Annotated in this window: 12 protein-coding genes; 7 read left to right on the forward strand and 5 right to left on the reverse strand. The window is 39.6% G+C overall.

The window, feature by feature from the left end:
* Positions 1 to 425 precede the first annotated feature (425 nt).
* A complete protein-coding gene (locus LXF01_RS05040) occupies positions 426 to 920 on the reverse strand; it encodes an Lrp/AsnC family transcriptional regulator (protein ID WP_078190405.1) in 495 nt (164 codons plus the stop codon).
* A 113-nt stretch (positions 921 to 1,033) separates the two neighbouring features.
* Between LXF01_RS05040 and LXF01_RS05045 the strand changes: the two genes are divergently transcribed.
* From LXF01_RS05045 to LXF01_RS05070, 6 genes are all read left to right on the forward strand, one after another.
* On the forward strand, positions 1,034 to 1,639 hold the full coding sequence (locus tag LXF01_RS05045) for a LysE family translocator (protein ID WP_180023307.1): 606 nt from the start codon (positions 1,034 to 1,036) through the stop codon (positions 1,637 to 1,639).
* 527 nt (positions 1,640 to 2,166) lie between these two features.
* Complete coding sequence (locus LXF01_RS05050; protein ID WP_078192067.1) at positions 2,167 to 2,919, forward strand: electron transfer flavoprotein subunit beta/FixA family protein; 753 nt, start codon at positions 2,167 to 2,169, stop codon at positions 2,917 to 2,919.
* An 18-nt stretch (positions 2,920 to 2,937) separates the two neighbouring features.
* The gene (locus LXF01_RS05055; RefSeq protein ID WP_233945121.1) at positions 2,938 to 3,870 is read left to right on the forward strand and encodes an electron transfer flavoprotein subunit alpha/FixB family protein; all 933 of its coding nucleotides are present in this window, start codon (positions 2,938 to 2,940) and stop codon (positions 3,868 to 3,870) included.
* Positions 3,871 to 4,323: 453 nt separating this feature from the next.
* Positions 4,324 to 4,956 (forward strand): hypothetical protein, encoded by a 633-nt coding sequence (locus LXF01_RS05060; RefSeq protein WP_233945122.1) that lies wholly within the window; start codon positions 4,324 to 4,326, stop codon positions 4,954 to 4,956.
* Between the two features lie 290 nt (positions 4,957 to 5,246).
* Positions 5,247 to 8,231: a DNA gyrase subunit A gene (gene gyrA / locus LXF01_RS05065; RefSeq protein ID WP_233945123.1), complete on the forward strand. Its 2,985-nt coding sequence runs from the start codon at positions 5,247 to 5,249 to the stop codon at positions 8,229 to 8,231.
* Positions 8,232 to 8,304: 73 nt separating this feature from the next.
* Entirely contained in the window at positions 8,305 to 8,748 is a 444-nt protein-coding gene (locus LXF01_RS05070) for a DUF3887 domain-containing protein (protein WP_233945124.1), read from the forward strand.
* A gap of 65 nt (positions 8,749 to 8,813) precedes the next feature.
* On the opposite strand, the gene gltP is transcribed toward LXF01_RS05070, so the two are convergent.
* Complete coding sequence (gene gltP, locus LXF01_RS05075; RefSeq protein WP_078190399.1) at positions 8,814 to 10,109, reverse strand: glutamate/aspartate:proton symporter GltP; 1,296 nt, start codon at positions 10,107 to 10,109, stop codon at positions 8,814 to 8,816.
* A gap of 459 nt (positions 10,110 to 10,568) precedes the next feature.
* Here gltP and LXF01_RS05080 point away from each other — a divergent pair, with 459 nt between their 5' ends.
* On the forward strand, positions 10,569 to 11,117 hold the full coding sequence (locus LXF01_RS05080) for a hypothetical protein (protein WP_233945125.1): 549 nt from the start codon (positions 10,569 to 10,571) through the stop codon (positions 11,115 to 11,117).
* A gap of 118 nt (positions 11,118 to 11,235) precedes the next feature.
* On the opposite strand, the gene LXF01_RS05085 is transcribed toward LXF01_RS05080, so the two are convergent.
* The 3 genes from LXF01_RS05085 to LXF01_RS05095 are packed head-to-tail and all read right to left on the reverse strand — an operon-like array spanning position 11,236 to position 14,680.
* Positions 11,236 to 12,354, reverse strand: coding sequence for an ABC transporter permease (locus LXF01_RS05085; RefSeq protein ID WP_233945126.1), 1,119 nt, complete (start codon positions 12,352 to 12,354; stop codon positions 11,236 to 11,238).
* Positions 12,351 to 13,481, reverse strand: a complete 1,131-nt coding sequence (locus tag LXF01_RS05090; RefSeq protein ID WP_233945127.1) for an ABC transporter permease — start codon at positions 13,479 to 13,481, stop codon at positions 12,351 to 12,353. Before LXF01_RS05090 ends, LXF01_RS05085 begins: the two co-directional genes overlap by 4 nt.
* Positions 13,481 to 14,680 carry an HlyD family secretion protein gene (locus tag LXF01_RS05095; protein WP_373684050.1) on the reverse strand — a complete coding sequence of 400 codons (1,200 nt, stop codon included), beginning with the start codon at positions 14,678 to 14,680 and terminating at the stop codon, positions 13,481 to 13,483. The genes LXF01_RS05090 and LXF01_RS05095 overlap by 1 nt, the downstream gene beginning before the upstream one ends.
* Between the last annotated feature and the right edge of the window lie 20 nt (positions 14,681 to 14,700).

The following is a 14,700-nucleotide window of genomic DNA, read 5'->3' on the forward strand; positions in this document are numbered from 1 at the left end:
TGACATGTTGTGATGCTTATGAGCAGAGCGTTAAAGTGTCTACCTCGTTTAGTTTTAAGCTTTCAAATGAACATTTGAGATAAGCTAGTGGACGTCTTTGCAAAACTTATGATGCTAAACAAAATCTCTAAATGTAAACCCATTTTGCTGTTCAGTAATCAATTCGCTCAGTTTTGATAGCGAGAGCCTGTAAATCCAATCAGTCGTATTCTTGTTTAAGAAATTAATCTCAAAGGTTCCTTAGATTGTGTTCGTTCATTTGCCGCAAATCATTATTTTTCTTTGCTTAAAATATAAGTAAATACCGCATAGCTAGGTATTTGCATTCGAGGCTGTGAATAACTGCGTTACTACATTGCCAAGCTTGTATTATCAGCCTCGTCGTTTCTAATGATTGAGTTGTTCCTTGGCAGACCAATTTCTGTTTATAAATCTTCTAGCGGTAACTGGAAGCTTTGTTTGATGATTTGGCTTGGTAAATCAGTCTTTACACTGGTGATGCCATTTTTCTTGGTTAAGTGAGTAGACTGAAATTTACGGTAACTTTCTAGGTCAGGCACCACTACTTTGAGCATTGCATCGCACTCACCCAAAATAATGTAGCACTCCATGACTTGAGGAAGTTCTTTCATCGCTTCGATAAAAGTATCGATGGTTTCAGCATCTTGCCCAGTCAGCCAAATACGAGAGAATAAAATCAATTGAAAGCCAATCTTTTGTGGATCGACCACGGTGGTGTAATTCTGAATCACACCTGCTTCTTCGAGTAATTTGACCCGACGTAAACAAGAAGAAGGCGAGAGTCCAATTTCCTTGGCTAAGTCATTATTTTGCATGCGGCCATTATTTTGAAGTGCGCGAATGATATTTTTATCAATACGATCTAGTTTAACTAGAATTGACTTAGAAGATGTCTTCATAAAATAGAATATAATTCTAAAAATAATATCTATTATAGAATATTTGATATCCTATTTTAAAGCGATTCAAACATACTAATTTCACTTTCAGGACATAGAAAGGGAAAATTGAAATGTCTGTATTTGCTTTGTTTGCCTTAACGGTAATTCCCCTTATTTTCACACCAGGACCCGATATGCTTTTTATCCTGTCACAAGTGATGGGTAAGGATGCAAAAGCAGGCATGATGGCAACAGTGGGGGTGTGCTCAGGTTATTTGGTTCACTCGATTTTAGTGGCATTGGGTATTGCTGCGATTATCGTGTCATTTCCACTACTGTTTGAAACAATCCGCTGGTTGGGGATTGCTTATCTTTTATATTTGGCAACACATTTGCTGCGTTCAGTATTTAGCAGTAAAAAATTAAGTATTGAGAAAAAGTCAGCGTCCAACCCGATTAAAAAAGGCTTTTTTACGGCTTTACTGAACCCAAAAGGAATGTTGATATATTTTGCAATTTTGCCGCAATTTATCGATAAATCAGCGAATACCGTGAGTCAAGGTTTGATTTTGTCCTTCATTTTTATTGGGCTGATTTTTGTGGTGTATTGTAGTTTAAGTGTGGTCTTTGCACGTATTACACAAAAAACTCAAATTGATGAACGCAAACAAAAGTGGATCGATGGTACATCAGGCGGTTTATTGGCTCTTGCTGCGACGTGGTTAATTGCCAATTAAAAACAGCAAATGTAAATAGAAATAATTGCCTTAACTAAAACCTTCGTGAAGGCGGAGGTTTTTTTATATGTGGTGAATATCGACACATATTAAGAATAAGAAAGAGAGAAAAACCCACCAATTAGCTTCGGAAAAGTGAAATGAACGCTAAATTCATTATGCTTCTATCTTAAATGACAAGTTTAGATATGTTGCCGAATGTGTAGAGGGAAAGCTCTATTTCAGAAAGATTGATCGAAAATTGATATTAAATCAGATCTTTTGATGAGCTAAATCAAGTAAAAAAATAATAAAAATCAATGCTTAAAAAATAACTGAATAATGCGTTTTTTTAGATAACTGAACCATTCTCTAAAAAATGTGAACGATAAGTTCAAGGAAATTACGCTTTTTTACAGGTCTTTCGATAATTGTGACTTGACCGAAATGCCGTACACATTGCAAGATAGGGCACCTAAAAAATTTAAAGTGAAGAGTTAATATAACTTTTCTCAACATTTACATTTGCTAAAACAGCCGAGGATTACATGAAGGCTCTTGTTGCTGTAAAACGTGTGGTTGATGCCAACGTTAAAGTTCGCGTTAAGCCGGACAACAGTGGTGTTGACTTAACGAACGTTAAAATGTCAATTAACCCATTCTGTGAAATCGCAGTGGAAGAAGCGGTTCGTTTAAAAGAAAAAGGAACTGTTTCAGAAATCGTTGTTGTTTCTATTGGTCCTAAAGAAGCTCAAGAACAAATCCGTTCTTCTATGGCGCTTGGTGCAGACCGCGGTATCCTTGTTGAAGCTGACGACAGCCAGTTAGGTGCACTTGAAGTTGCAAAAATCCTAAAAGGTGTTGTAGACGCTGAACAACCTCAATTGATCCTTCTTGGTAAACAAGCAATTGATGATGACTCTAACCAAGTTGGTCAGATGCTTGGCGCGCTTTTAGGTGCTGGCCAAGGTACTTTCGCTTCAGAAGTTAAAGTTGAAGGCGACAAAGTACAAGTGACTCGTGAAATTGACGGTGGTTTACAAACTGTTGAACTTGCACTTCCTGCAATTATCACTACTGACTTGCGTTTGAATGAGCCACGTTATGCTGCTCTTCCAAACATCATGAAAGCGCGTAAAAAACCGCTTGATACTAAGTCACCTGCTGATTATGGCGTTTCACCTGCGACTAAGCTTAAAACTGTTAAAGTTGAAGCTCCTGCAGAACGTAAAGCGGGCGTACAAGTGAAGTCTGTAGACGAGCTTGTAGATAAATTGAAAAACGAAGCGAAAGTGATCTAATACAGAAGGATAAAAATCATGAGTATTTTAGTTATCGCTGAGCACGACAACAAAGCACTAAATGGTGCAACTCTTAACGTTGTTGCTGCAGCGCAAAAAATCGGTGGTGATATCACTGTATTAGTAGTTGGTTCAGGCGCTCAAGCAGTTGCTGACCAAGCTGCTAAAGTTGCTGGTGTGAGCAAAGTATTGCTTGCTGATGATGCAGCTTATGCAAATCAATTGGCTGAAAACGTTGCTAAACTAGTTGCTTCTATCGGTGCGGGTTACACTCACATCCTTGCTGCTTCTACGACAACGGGCAAAAACGTACTTCCACGTGCTGCTGCGCTACTTGACGTAAGCATGATCACTGACATCATTGCTGTTGAAGGTCCTAAAACTTTCAAACGTCCAATCTATGCAGGCAACGCGATTGCAACTGTAGAGTCTGGCGAGTCTGTTGTAGTTGCGACTGTTCGTGGTACTGCATTTGATGCTGTAGCAGCTGAAGGCGGTTCTGCTGCAGTTGAAGCTGTTGCATCTACTGGTGATGCTGGTATTTCTAAGTTCGTTTCTGAAGAAATCGTGAAATCTGAACGTCCAGAATTAACAGCTGCGCGTATTGTTGTTTCAGGCGGCCGCGGTGTTGGTTCAGGTGAAAACTATCACACTGTTCTTGATCCATTAGCGGACAAGCTTGGTGCTGCGCAAGGCGCATCTCGTGCAGCAGTTGATGCTGGTTTCGTACCAAACGATATGCAAGTGGGTCAAACAGGTAAAATCGTTGCTCCTGACTTGTACATCGCTGTTGGTATCTCTGGTGCGATTCAGCACTTGGCAGGTATGAAAGAATCTAAAGTGATCGTTGCGATCAACAAAGATGAAGAAGCGCCAATTAACTCAGTAGCTGACTACTGGTTAGTGGGTGATTTGAACACTGTAGTTCCAGAATTAGTATCTAAAATCTAATTTCTGAACGCAGTTCAAAACGCTCCTAAGCTTATGGTTTAGGGGCGTTTTTATTGTTTGAAGAATTAGTAGGTCTTCTTGGTTATGTTTAATCGATTAATTATACGTAAATGTAAATATATAAATTTGCACTTAGATGTTTCATGCTTATGAGGGTAGTGGATTCTTAGTTTAGTAGTTCAAAATTCATATAGTGTTTCTTATTATTGGTATTAGACACTACTGTAGCGCAAGCTAAACGTATGTTGAAACTTAAATGGTAAGTAAGCAGGCGCAATCGCTTGGTAATAGGATAGAGATTAATAAATTATAAAAAATACAAAGATTTAAAATAAAATAATAAAAATTTATCCTTCAAGTTTGAATCTTAAACTTAAAGCAAGCTTAAAGGATTGTGTATTTTGTGTTCACATTGCTTTTTTATTGAACTTGCCCTTTAGGCGGAGTCTCCCTTTGAAATTTGATTTTCAGTTACCAGTCAGTGTATTGGTGCTGATGATCTGCTGTTTACTTTTTCCTGTTTTACAAAGTATCTCTTTTCCTTTATTTGATGGAATGACTGTTACAGCAGTTGAATCGGTCCAAGCATTGTTATTGCTGTTTTTTGCGATTTATACTTTTTTCTATATTCGACCACTTGAAATGCAAGATGGAAAGAAACAATTTTGGTTGTGGGCTGTCGCATGGTGGTTGTTGCTATTTGGTCGCAGTATTAGTTGGGGGCGTGACTATTTTCCTGATGTGCCTAAACCGTATTTTCGTTTAATTTCGGTATTCATGATTGCACCAGTCGTCTTTATGCTGTTTTCGCCTTATTTGCGTCAAGAAATTGTACATAAACTAAAAACCTTGGCTTTGCCAATTTGGCCATTCGGCTTGGTGATATTGGGCTTATTTATTTCTGATGCAGTTGAGCATAGTCGAAGTCTTAGTTTTATATTTTTGTACGATTTGGCTTATAAAGATTTCATCGAAGAAGTTTATGAATTTCCGCTTATTTTCGGTTTGTTTCTAACAGCATACCCATGGTTGCAGCATGATCATGTGCCTCAAGAATTAGAGGTCATGCAATATCATAAAGAGTGATTTTTATCACATTTATGGGTCTAAATTTGAAGGTTCGAGAAGAAATATTTTGAACATTAAACAACCTCTATTCGTAGAGGTTTTTTTCACAGCAAATAAAATCAAAATGCTTAAAATAAATACAAAAAATCATGGTTCTAGTGCAAGATGATTGGCACAAAAATCAGGGTTTTTATGCTATACTGTCCGACTTGATTTTTGATATTGGTTCAGTATTTTTTGAACTAATTTTTACAGATTTACGATATATAAATGCGGGCAGAATTCTGCTTGTATAACAAGGAGTATGCATGAGCGTATCGGAAATTAGACCGATTGCCATTGAGGATGAACTGAAGAGCTCATATCTCGATTATGCAATGAGTGTGATTGTGTCACGCGCGTTGCCAGATGTCCGAGATGGTCTCAAACCTGTTCACCGTCGTGTGCTTTTTGCAATGCACGAATTGGGCAATGACTACAACAAAGCTTACAAAAAGTCTGCCCGTGTAGTCGGTGACGTCATCGGTAAATATCACCCACATGGTGACTTAGCTGTATACGAAACCATTGTTCGTATGGCTCAAGATTTCAGTTTACGCTATCAATTGGTTGATGGTCAGGGTAACTTCGGTTCTGTCGATGGTGACAGTGCAGCAGCAATGCGTTATACCGAAGTTCGTATGCGTAAATTAACCCACGAACTTTTAGCGGATCTTGAGAAAGATACCGTAGAGTGGGAAGACAACTACGACGGTTCTGAACGTATTCCACAAGTCATGCCAACACGTGTGCCTAACTTGTTGATTAACGGTGTAGCTGGTATTGCTGTAGGTATGGCAACCAATATGGCTCCGCATAACATGACAGAAGTCATTAATGCATGTCTTGCTTATGCCAACGATCCGCACATCAGCATTGAAGGGTTAATGGAACATATTTCTGGTCCAGACTTCCCTACAGGCGGTATCATTTACGGTAAATCAGGCATTGTCGATGCGTACCGTACTGGTAAAGGCCGTTTGCACATCCGTGGTAAATATCACATTGAAGAAGACCAAAAATCGGGCCGTAGCACGATTGTCTTCACTGAAATTCCTTATCAAGTTAACAAAGCAAAAACCATTGAACGTATTGCTGAGTTGGTCAAAGAGAAAAAACTTGAAGGTATTTCTGAACTTCGTGATGAATCAGATAAAGAAGGGATGCGTATTGCAATTGACTTGAAGCGTGGTGAAAACGCTGAAGTGATTGTAAATAACTTATTCCAAAATACCCAATTAGAAAATTCATTCAGCATTAACATGGTCTGCCTCGATAATGGTCAGCCTAAGTTAATGAACTTGAAAGATATTATTGCAGCGTTTATCCGTCACCGTCAGGAAGTGGTTACACGCCGTACCATGTTCGAATTGCGTAAAGCACGTGAACGTGGACATATCTTAGAAGGTTTGACGGTTGCTCTGGCAAATATCGATGCGATCATTGAAACCATCAAAACATCTGCAAATCCAAGCGAAGCGCGCGAACGTTTACAAGCGGGCGAGTGGGCAGGCGGTGGTGTCGTTGCATTGCTTGAAAAAGCGGGTGCGGTATCTGTCCGTCCAGATGAAATTGAAGGCGAAGATCCAGCACGTCCATTTGGTTTAACAGGTGATATTTATCGTCTGTCTCCAACCCAAGTAGGTGCGATCTTAGAACTTCGTTTACATCGCTTAACCGGTCTAGAACAAGACAAGTTACAAGCTGAATATACAGAAATTCTTGGTCAAATTGCTGAATACACGGCAATTTTGAACGATTTCAACTTATTGATGAACGTGATTAAAGAAGAATTGGCTTTAATCCTTCAACAATATGGCGATGCACGTCGTACCGATATCGTGGAATCACGTATCGACTTCTCTCGTGAAGATTTAATCCCTGAAGAGCAAATGGTACTAACTGTTTCTAAATCAGGCTATGCAAAAACTCAACCATTGTCAGACTACGCTGCACAGCGTCGTGGTGGACGTGGTAAGTCTGCAACTTCAATGAAAGAAGACGATTACATCCAGCATTTGATCGTGACTTCAAACCACGCAACAGTGCTTTGCTTTACCAATGTGGGTAAAGTTTATCGTTTGAAAGTGTATGAAGTACCTCAAGCATCTCGTGGTGCGAAAGGTCGTCCGATGGTGAACTTATTGCCATTAGATGAAAACGAAACCATCACCGCTATTTTACCTGTGGTTGATGCGCCGAAGAAATTTAAAGAACGTTTGGCTGACTTTAAAGCATTTGTAAAAGCCAATAGTGCACAGCTACAAACCAATGAAGTGATTAATAGTCATTTTGCTCGCTTAGAAGCTGCGCTTGCTGAGACTGAAGACGGCGCAGATGATTTATCTGACGCACTTCGTATTCAGTTGAAACAATTGGGTCTAGAGTTATCTACGACTGATCTTGATGATGAAATCATCAATGACTTCGCACAGCAAGCGGAAGCCGTTCGTAAAAACTTCTACGTATTTATGGCAACAGAATACGGTACGATTAAACGTGTTGAGTTAGAACAATTCTCGAATGTTCGTTCAAACGGTCTACGCGCGATTGAACTCAATGGTGATGACACCTTAATCGGTGTTGCCATTACCGACGGCGAACAACAAATCATGTTGTTCTCAAACGAAGGTAAAGCCATTCGTTTTGCCGAAACTGACGTGCGTTCAATGGGTCGTTCTGCCAAAGGTGTTCGTGGTATGCGCGTGACCATTGGTGCAGCAGCTCAAGCTGAAGACGCTGAAGATGCGGATGTAGAGTCTGATGATGAAGATACCTCTGATTCAGCTTTCATTAGCCGTATAGTGTCATTGGTGGTTGTTCCGGAAACTGGTGAAGTACTTTGTGCTTCAGCTAATGGTTATGGTAAACGTACACCAGTAGATGACTTCCCAACCAAGAAACGTGGCGGTAAAGGTGTTATTGCAATTAAAACATCTGAACGTAACGGTGAACTTGTTGGTGCGGTAGCGATTGATGCGTCTAAAGAGCTAATGTTAATTTCAGATGGCGGTACGTTGGTTCGTACACGTGCGTCTGAAGTGGCACAAACAGGTCGTAATGCTCAAGGTGTTCGTTTGATCCGTTTAGGTGAAAGCGAAATTTTAGTCGGTGTTGTGGCGATCGAAGCAGTTGAAGAAGACGAAACTTTTGAAGAAGTGGAAGCAATCGAAACTGAGCAACTTGTAGATGACTCAACGATTATTGATCAAAATGACAATGAATCAGATCTCAATGAGCCTGAAGAAGACTAATTGAAGATTGAGAAAAGAGGGCGCTACGGCGTCCTTTTTTATAGACAGATAATTTTAGATTGATGAGTACAATATGAAATTAAAATATTTTGCAATGGTTTCACTTATTGGGCTTGGCGGTTGTGACCAAATTGGCCAAAAAGCCTTAAATGCAATCCCAGACCCAAGTGCTGAACAGACTGAAGTTGCCCAAGCTGCCTATGATCAATTACGTGAAGGCAATTTTGAAAAGTTGTATACCTACTTTGAACCAGAACTCAAAGCCAAGTTTGAACAGAATGAAAAAGAGCTGCGTAAATTTGCACGAGGTATTCCGAAACAAGATTACTCACGCAAAAATATAGTGGCTAAGCACATTGAAAAATCGACTGAAAAACCGTCTTTATATACGGTCACTTATGAGTACGGTTATACCAATAAAAACCTTGTACAGTATGATGTAAGTTTTGATAAACCCGCAGGAAGTAACAAAATTCGAGATTTTAATATTTCAGTTTTTGGCGAAAAAAATAAATAAAGTTTGGAAAAATAAAACAAAGCTGTAAAAAAGGACGCCGAAGCGTCCTTTTTTATGACATAAAATTAAGCGGCATCTTTTAGATTAGCGGCATAATTTTTTTGTTTTTCAGTATCAAATTGGCCTTCCCATTTACTGATCACCAGTACCGCAAGCGCGTTACCAATCACATTTAGTACAGTACGTGCCATATCTAAAATACGGTCAATACCAGCAATGAATGCTAGACCTTCAAGTGGAATACCGACACTGCCGAGAGTCGCTAGCAAGACCACGAAAGAAACGCCTGGTACACCTGCAATCCCTTTAGAGGTAATCATCAAGGTCAGTACTAGAATCACTTGTTGAGTGATTGTCAGATCGATCCCGTAAAGCTGAGCAATAAAGATAGCCGCAATACTTTGATATAGGGTCGAACCATCGAGGTTAAATGAATAGCCAATTGGAATCACGAAACTGGTAATCGGTTTCGGAGCACCATAAGCTTCCATTTTTTCCATAATACGGGGGAGGACGGTTTCAGAACTTGCAGTTGAATACGCGAGAATCAATTCATCTTTTAAGATCTTGATAATGGCCCAAACACTGAAGCCACAGAATTTAGCAACTGCACCTAATACAATGAAAATAAAGAAGAAAATTGCACCATAAACTAAAACTGCGAGTTTAAGCAGTGGCACAAGAGAGCTGAAGCCGAAATTTGCAACAGTCGCTGCAATCAAGCCGAATACACCAATAGGTGCAAACATCATGATCATGTGCGTAACTTTAAACATCGTTTCAGAAACAGCGGTCAACACTTTAATTAAAGGTTGTTTTACTTCCTGATCAAGCGCACCTAAACCTACACCAAACATCACAGAGAAAAAGATGATTGGGAGCATTTGACCACTCGTCAAAGCTGCAAAAAAGTTAGATGGAATAAGTGAAAGTATTGTTTGAATCAAACCATGAGAATGTTCACTGACTTCATGTGTTGTTTCTTGATACTTTGAAATATCGACTTGCGTCAATGCAGACATATCAATGCCGGCACCAGGTTGGAATACGTTGGCTGCAACTAAACCGACTAAAATAGCAACGGTGGTAATGATTTCAAAATAAATAATTGTTTTGAAACCAAGTTTACCTAAGTTACTACCGTGACTTGTATTGGCAATACCTAAAATAAGCATCGACACAACAAGCGGAATAACGATCATCTTAATGAGGTTAATAAAAATTGAGCCCAAAGGAGTCAAAAAGTTATTAACTAAAGCATCACGATATTCAGGAGAATAGTGTAGGAAAGCACCAACAAGTATACCTAGAATGAGAGCAATCACGATTTGCCAGGCAAGGCTCACCTTAATCTTTTTCATACATCAGCTCTTATGTCAGATTTGGGAGAAAAAAGCCCACAGTCATCCACGAACAAATGTTGCAGACAGACTGAATCCGCCATGACAAAAAGTTCTGAATAATTTGGGAGATAAATACGATAATATTTTGCAGTTTATATGAGAATACAGCCAACGATTTTGATCAAAACCAAACTGTTTGATCGATAAATTATCATTTTTAGTTGTATAAGCGATTTGATTATTAAGTTTAATTTATAGAACGAATAAAATTGAGTTATTAATGAACACTTCACAAAATCTCTGATTTGCCTAGAAAGATCGAAAAACTAATTGTGAGCCTGTATTTTTCATTTTTATATAGAAGTTTGCTTTATACTTGTGAGGCAGATAAATCAGTGAAAATTCTATAAATCACACAGATTATCCTAACTAAATTTTAACTTTATATATTTTAATAATAACCAGAGGGCTTGTACGGTGTTGAAAAAATTAGTCGTCATCATTGCTTTAATCTTACCTATAACGGCTTGTGAAAAAATTGGCGATTTCTTGATTGCAAAATTCGAATCAACCCTACCAAGTGAGACAAGCTCACAGCGTATCAAGTCAGAAAAATTATTCGCAGCACTACACCAACCCCATCAAGATAGCTTTTTGGCATTGGTTGAAGAAAATGTTCGTGATGCGATGCTGGCAGATCCGGAGCTGTTCTCGCGTATGAAAAAGCTGATTCCAGCAGGTCAACCTAGCGCTGAGGCGGAAGTGATTCAGCGAATGGCAAATACTCGGCTGGGAGAAGGGGAGACCACAACGATTGTGTATAAATATGATTATCCGCAAAAAAAACTATATATGAGTGTGGTCTTTGCAGGTCATGATGGGGACGATAAAGTGAAAGGATTCTGGCTTGAAAACGCTGCAGAAAAAGAGTCAGATGATTTGGTTACTGAGATCACCTCAGATGTAGATGATTTTGATATTCAAGTGGATGAAGCATCGACTGTCAGGCCAAATGCATACAGCTAATAGATGACAGCAAGAATTTAAATTTGAGACATGATTAGAAGCAAAGCGTTCGAGTCCATGATGAATAGGTTTGAACGCATTTCGCTTGATCTAGACATGTTTAACAGCGCAAACAGCATTATCGTTTGGAAAGCTTTAAACGCCAGACAGTAAGACATAAAAAAATCAGTCCAATACTTGTGAGGTAAAGCAGTTTTGGGATGACGATTACTGTAGGCACACCCATCTGATTGAGTTGAAGGAACATTTGAATGCCTTGGGTCGAAGGTAATGCTTGAGCGAGTATTTGCATCCATTCAGGCATAGCTGCATGCGGCCATGCCGTTCCCGAAAGTAGAAATAGCGGAATAGAACTAAAAACGATGACATGTCCTGCACGTTCTGGCAGGTCAAGAAAAGTGGCGAGATAGAGGGTCATTGCAATAATACAACTGAGGAAAATGGGTACAGCAATGAACATACCCCAAAAATTTCCACCTCGTGGATAATCATTCAGCCAAAAAGTAAAACCAAATAAATAGAAGCACCCTAAAGTCCCGATAGTCAAAATACACAAGAAGATGCCAGCTAATTGTGAATAGCTCGGACGCCAAGTGGTGTTTTGTCGATAGGTCGCAATCAGCATGGATAGACCCAATAAAATCGTCTGATGAATAATTAAGGGAGCAACCGCTGGGAAAATATAGCTGCCATAGCCTGAAAGTGGATTAAATAATGGAATCTTATGGATAGACAAAGCCGGGCTAAAATCTGTTATGTTCTGGAATTTTTCTGCATATTCGACTAGGGCATTTTCCATAGAACTGGCTAAACCTAAGCCAATTTTTTGAGTCTTTAGAAAATTTGCAGCACTGAGATATAAACCAATTCCACCGGTTTCACCACGGCGAATGCTATTTGAAAGATTACTCGGCAGCAGTAAAATCCCGTCAGCTTGCTGACTTCGGAGCATATTTTCAGCTTCAGAAAAATTACCAGTCACAGCTCGAATTTCTACATTGGGACTATTGGCTACAGCACCAATAATCGTATTGGTGAGTATGCTTTGTTCCTCATCTACCACAATGATGGGGAGCGATTCTGCGTGTTCCGCTTGATAAGCAATGGGATAAAAAAAACTATAAAGAAAAACAGAAAGCACCAAAGTGGTAAAAATCGAACTGTGCTTCACAATATCTTTAAAGGTTTGAACATAGTATCTGAGCAAAGCTGTTAAAAATAACACGATTTTATTCATATGATTTGCTCCTTCAGTACTTTCCGTAAAAAAAAGCTGGCAAGAACAAAATAGAACAGACAGTAAATGATCAGGGTGACAAGCGGTGTGATTGAAATAGAGATTGGGCTACCAATGACCCATTGTTCTGTTTGTAATTTGGCATAAGGCGTATAGGGAATAATATTGGCCCAGAACTTTGTAAACATTGGCGCATTATTCAGCGGCAATGTTACCCCTGCAAAACTCAGTGATGAGCCACCATATACCGCTATAAAACCAAAGGACTTGGTGAGATCACGTGTCGCCAAAACTACAGTAGAGCTGATAAAGGCATAGGCTGTATAAAAAAACAATTGCCCGAGCAAAATTAGCAATAATGAACCCTGAACAAACCAACCTCGAAACGCGATTAGCCACAACATCCACGCCCATGTCCAAGCGGTAAAAATGAAAACATAACTGAGATTTTTAGCGATTAAAGCTTGAAAGATAGAACTTGGATTCACCCATTGATTTACAGTGCCATATTTGATTTCTTGACCGACTGAAAATGCGACACAGCAACAAAGTAATAAATGCAGAATCGCAGGAATCATATAAGGCTCTAAATAGAACTCATAATTTAAACCCGGATTATATAAGGGTGAAATTTTGACATTGGGTGTCGGTGCATCGAGGTAGGGGATAGTATTTTCTAAATACTGATGACCACTAAAATCGGCCATGGCTTGCAGTGTACTCAGTAACATGGCTGATGAAATACTATTGCCGACACTAAAATAGCTTTGGTTATAGGCAATGCTGATTTCTGCATCTTTTGCTTGAACCAGTCGTTGCTCTGCGCCAGCAGGAATATGAATATAGCCCCAAATTTGAGTCTGATTTAAAAGCTTTTCAGCATCGTCCATACTGGGTGTAATGGTGGCTACATTTAAAGTATGGTTGAGCTGCGCAAAATGAGTAATGTTACGGCTTAAATTGCTTTGATCTTGGTCTATGATCGCGATAGGTAAATGATCTGGTTTGCCTTGAGCAAACATATTAGTAAAGAGCAAAATCACAAGGGCAGGGGCAAGTGTGACCATAGACAAGTCCCATTTATGCTGCATCAAATAGCGAAACTCACGCAGAATGCCCCTAAACATTATTTACGCTCTTCAATTTTAAACAACACGCTCATACCCACTTTTAAGTCAGCAATCGGCTGAGCGGGTTTCAGTTGGACTTTAAAACTACGAATGTCATAGCCGCCCGTTTGCCGCGTGGTTTTAATCGTTGCAAATTCACCTTCGGCTTCGATGTGATCAATTTTAAAATCGGCAGATTTGTTCAGTGCGGGTATAAATCCATGCATGGTCTTGAGTTGATACACTTGAGCATACTGGTCTTCACGGACATTTAAGCTAATCCATAAGCTATCATCTTGAATCAGGCTTACAACGGGCACACCCATCGCAACTAATTCTGAAACTTTGCCATAGGTTTTTGAAATGGTGCCATTGGACGGTGCAAATAACTTTGTTTCAGCCTCAAGTGCATTGGCTTCAGCCAACGCGGCTTGCGCAATCTTGACTTGGGCATCTGCCGAGCTTTGTTGTTGTGGTGTACTGCCACGTTTTGCACGCGCATATTGTTGATAAGACGCTTCTGTCATTTGTGCAGCAGACACTGCGGCAGCTTGCATTTCATCACGGCGTTGTCGTGAAATGACACCTTCTTTATAAAGGTTTTGACCACGTTGGTAGGTGGTTTGCGCCAATTGTTGCTGTGCTTTTAGACTTTGCCAATTGGCATATAAACTATCAATATTTTCTTGTTGAGAGCCACGTTCAGCTGTGGATTGCAGTGCTTGCGCAGATTGGAGAGCAGCTAAAGCCTGTTGTTTCTTTGCATCGACTTCAGGGCTGGTTAAACGAACCAGTGCTTGACCTGCTTGTACTTTTTCACCGTCATGCACATATATTTCTTCGATACGACTGGGTACTTTGGTACTAATGTGGATGGTTTCAGCCTCAACTCGACCTTGTAATTCAACCTGCTTGGGCTGATAACTTTTCCATAAGCCAAATGCAATCAATGCTAAAAGTAGTATCAATATAATGCCAACGGCAATTTTTATCAGTATAGATTTCTTATGTTGGTCTTTTGATGGGGAGAAAGAGTGGTCTTGCTCTAGAGACGTTGAATTAACAGATTCTGTCGGCTTTTTATCCATCGCGATTTCGTCTTGCGTACTACTGTTTTCCATAACAGGCTTTGGTACAACCGTATCATTTGTTGATGTAACAGATGATTTATCCTCAGTTGAGGTGTCTTTTGGTTGATCAGTTGAATCCTGATTCATGTGCATTTCCCCAGTCTAAG

It is taken from the genome of Acinetobacter sp. SH20PTE14 (genome assembly GCF_021391555.1).
GTDB lineage: Bacteria > Pseudomonadota > Gammaproteobacteria > Pseudomonadales > Moraxellaceae > Acinetobacter > Acinetobacter amyesii.

What these genes read in the sequence shown, in the direction of transcription:
- LXF01_RS05040 (WP_078190405.1), bottom strand. Translation starts at nt 920, where the DNA reads ATGAAGACATCTTCTAAGTCAATTCTAGTTAAACTAGATCGTATTGAT.
- LXF01_RS05045 (WP_180023307.1), top strand. Translation starts at nt 1,034, where the DNA reads ATGTCTGTATTTGCTTTGTTTGCCTTAACGGTAATTCCCCTTATTTTC.
- LXF01_RS05050 (WP_078192067.1), top strand. Translation starts at nt 2,167, where the DNA reads ATGAAGGCTCTTGTTGCTGTAAAACGTGTGGTTGATGCCAACGTTAAA.
- LXF01_RS05055 (WP_233945121.1), top strand. Translation starts at nt 2,938, where the DNA reads ATGAGTATTTTAGTTATCGCTGAGCACGACAACAAAGCACTAAATGGT.
- gyrA (WP_233945123.1), top strand. Translation starts at nt 5,247, where the DNA reads ATGAGCGTATCGGAAATTAGACCGATTGCCATTGAGGATGAACTGAAG.
- LXF01_RS05070 (WP_233945124.1), top strand. Translation starts at nt 8,305, where the DNA reads ATGAAATTAAAATATTTTGCAATGGTTTCACTTATTGGGCTTGGCGGT.
- gltP (WP_078190399.1), bottom strand. Translation starts at nt 10,109, where the DNA reads ATGAAAAAGATTAAGGTGAGCCTTGCCTGGCAAATCGTGATTGCTCTC.
- LXF01_RS05085 (WP_233945126.1), bottom strand. Translation starts at nt 12,354, where the DNA reads ATGAATAAAATCGTGTTATTTTTAACAGCTTTGCTCAGATACTATGTT.
- LXF01_RS05090 (WP_233945127.1), bottom strand. Translation starts at nt 13,481, where the DNA reads ATGTTTAGGGGCATTCTGCGTGAGTTTCGCTATTTGATGCAGCATAAA.
- LXF01_RS05095 (WP_373684050.1), bottom strand. Translation starts at nt 14,680, where the DNA reads ATGAATCAGGATTCAACTGATCAACCAAAAGACACCTCAACTGAGGAT.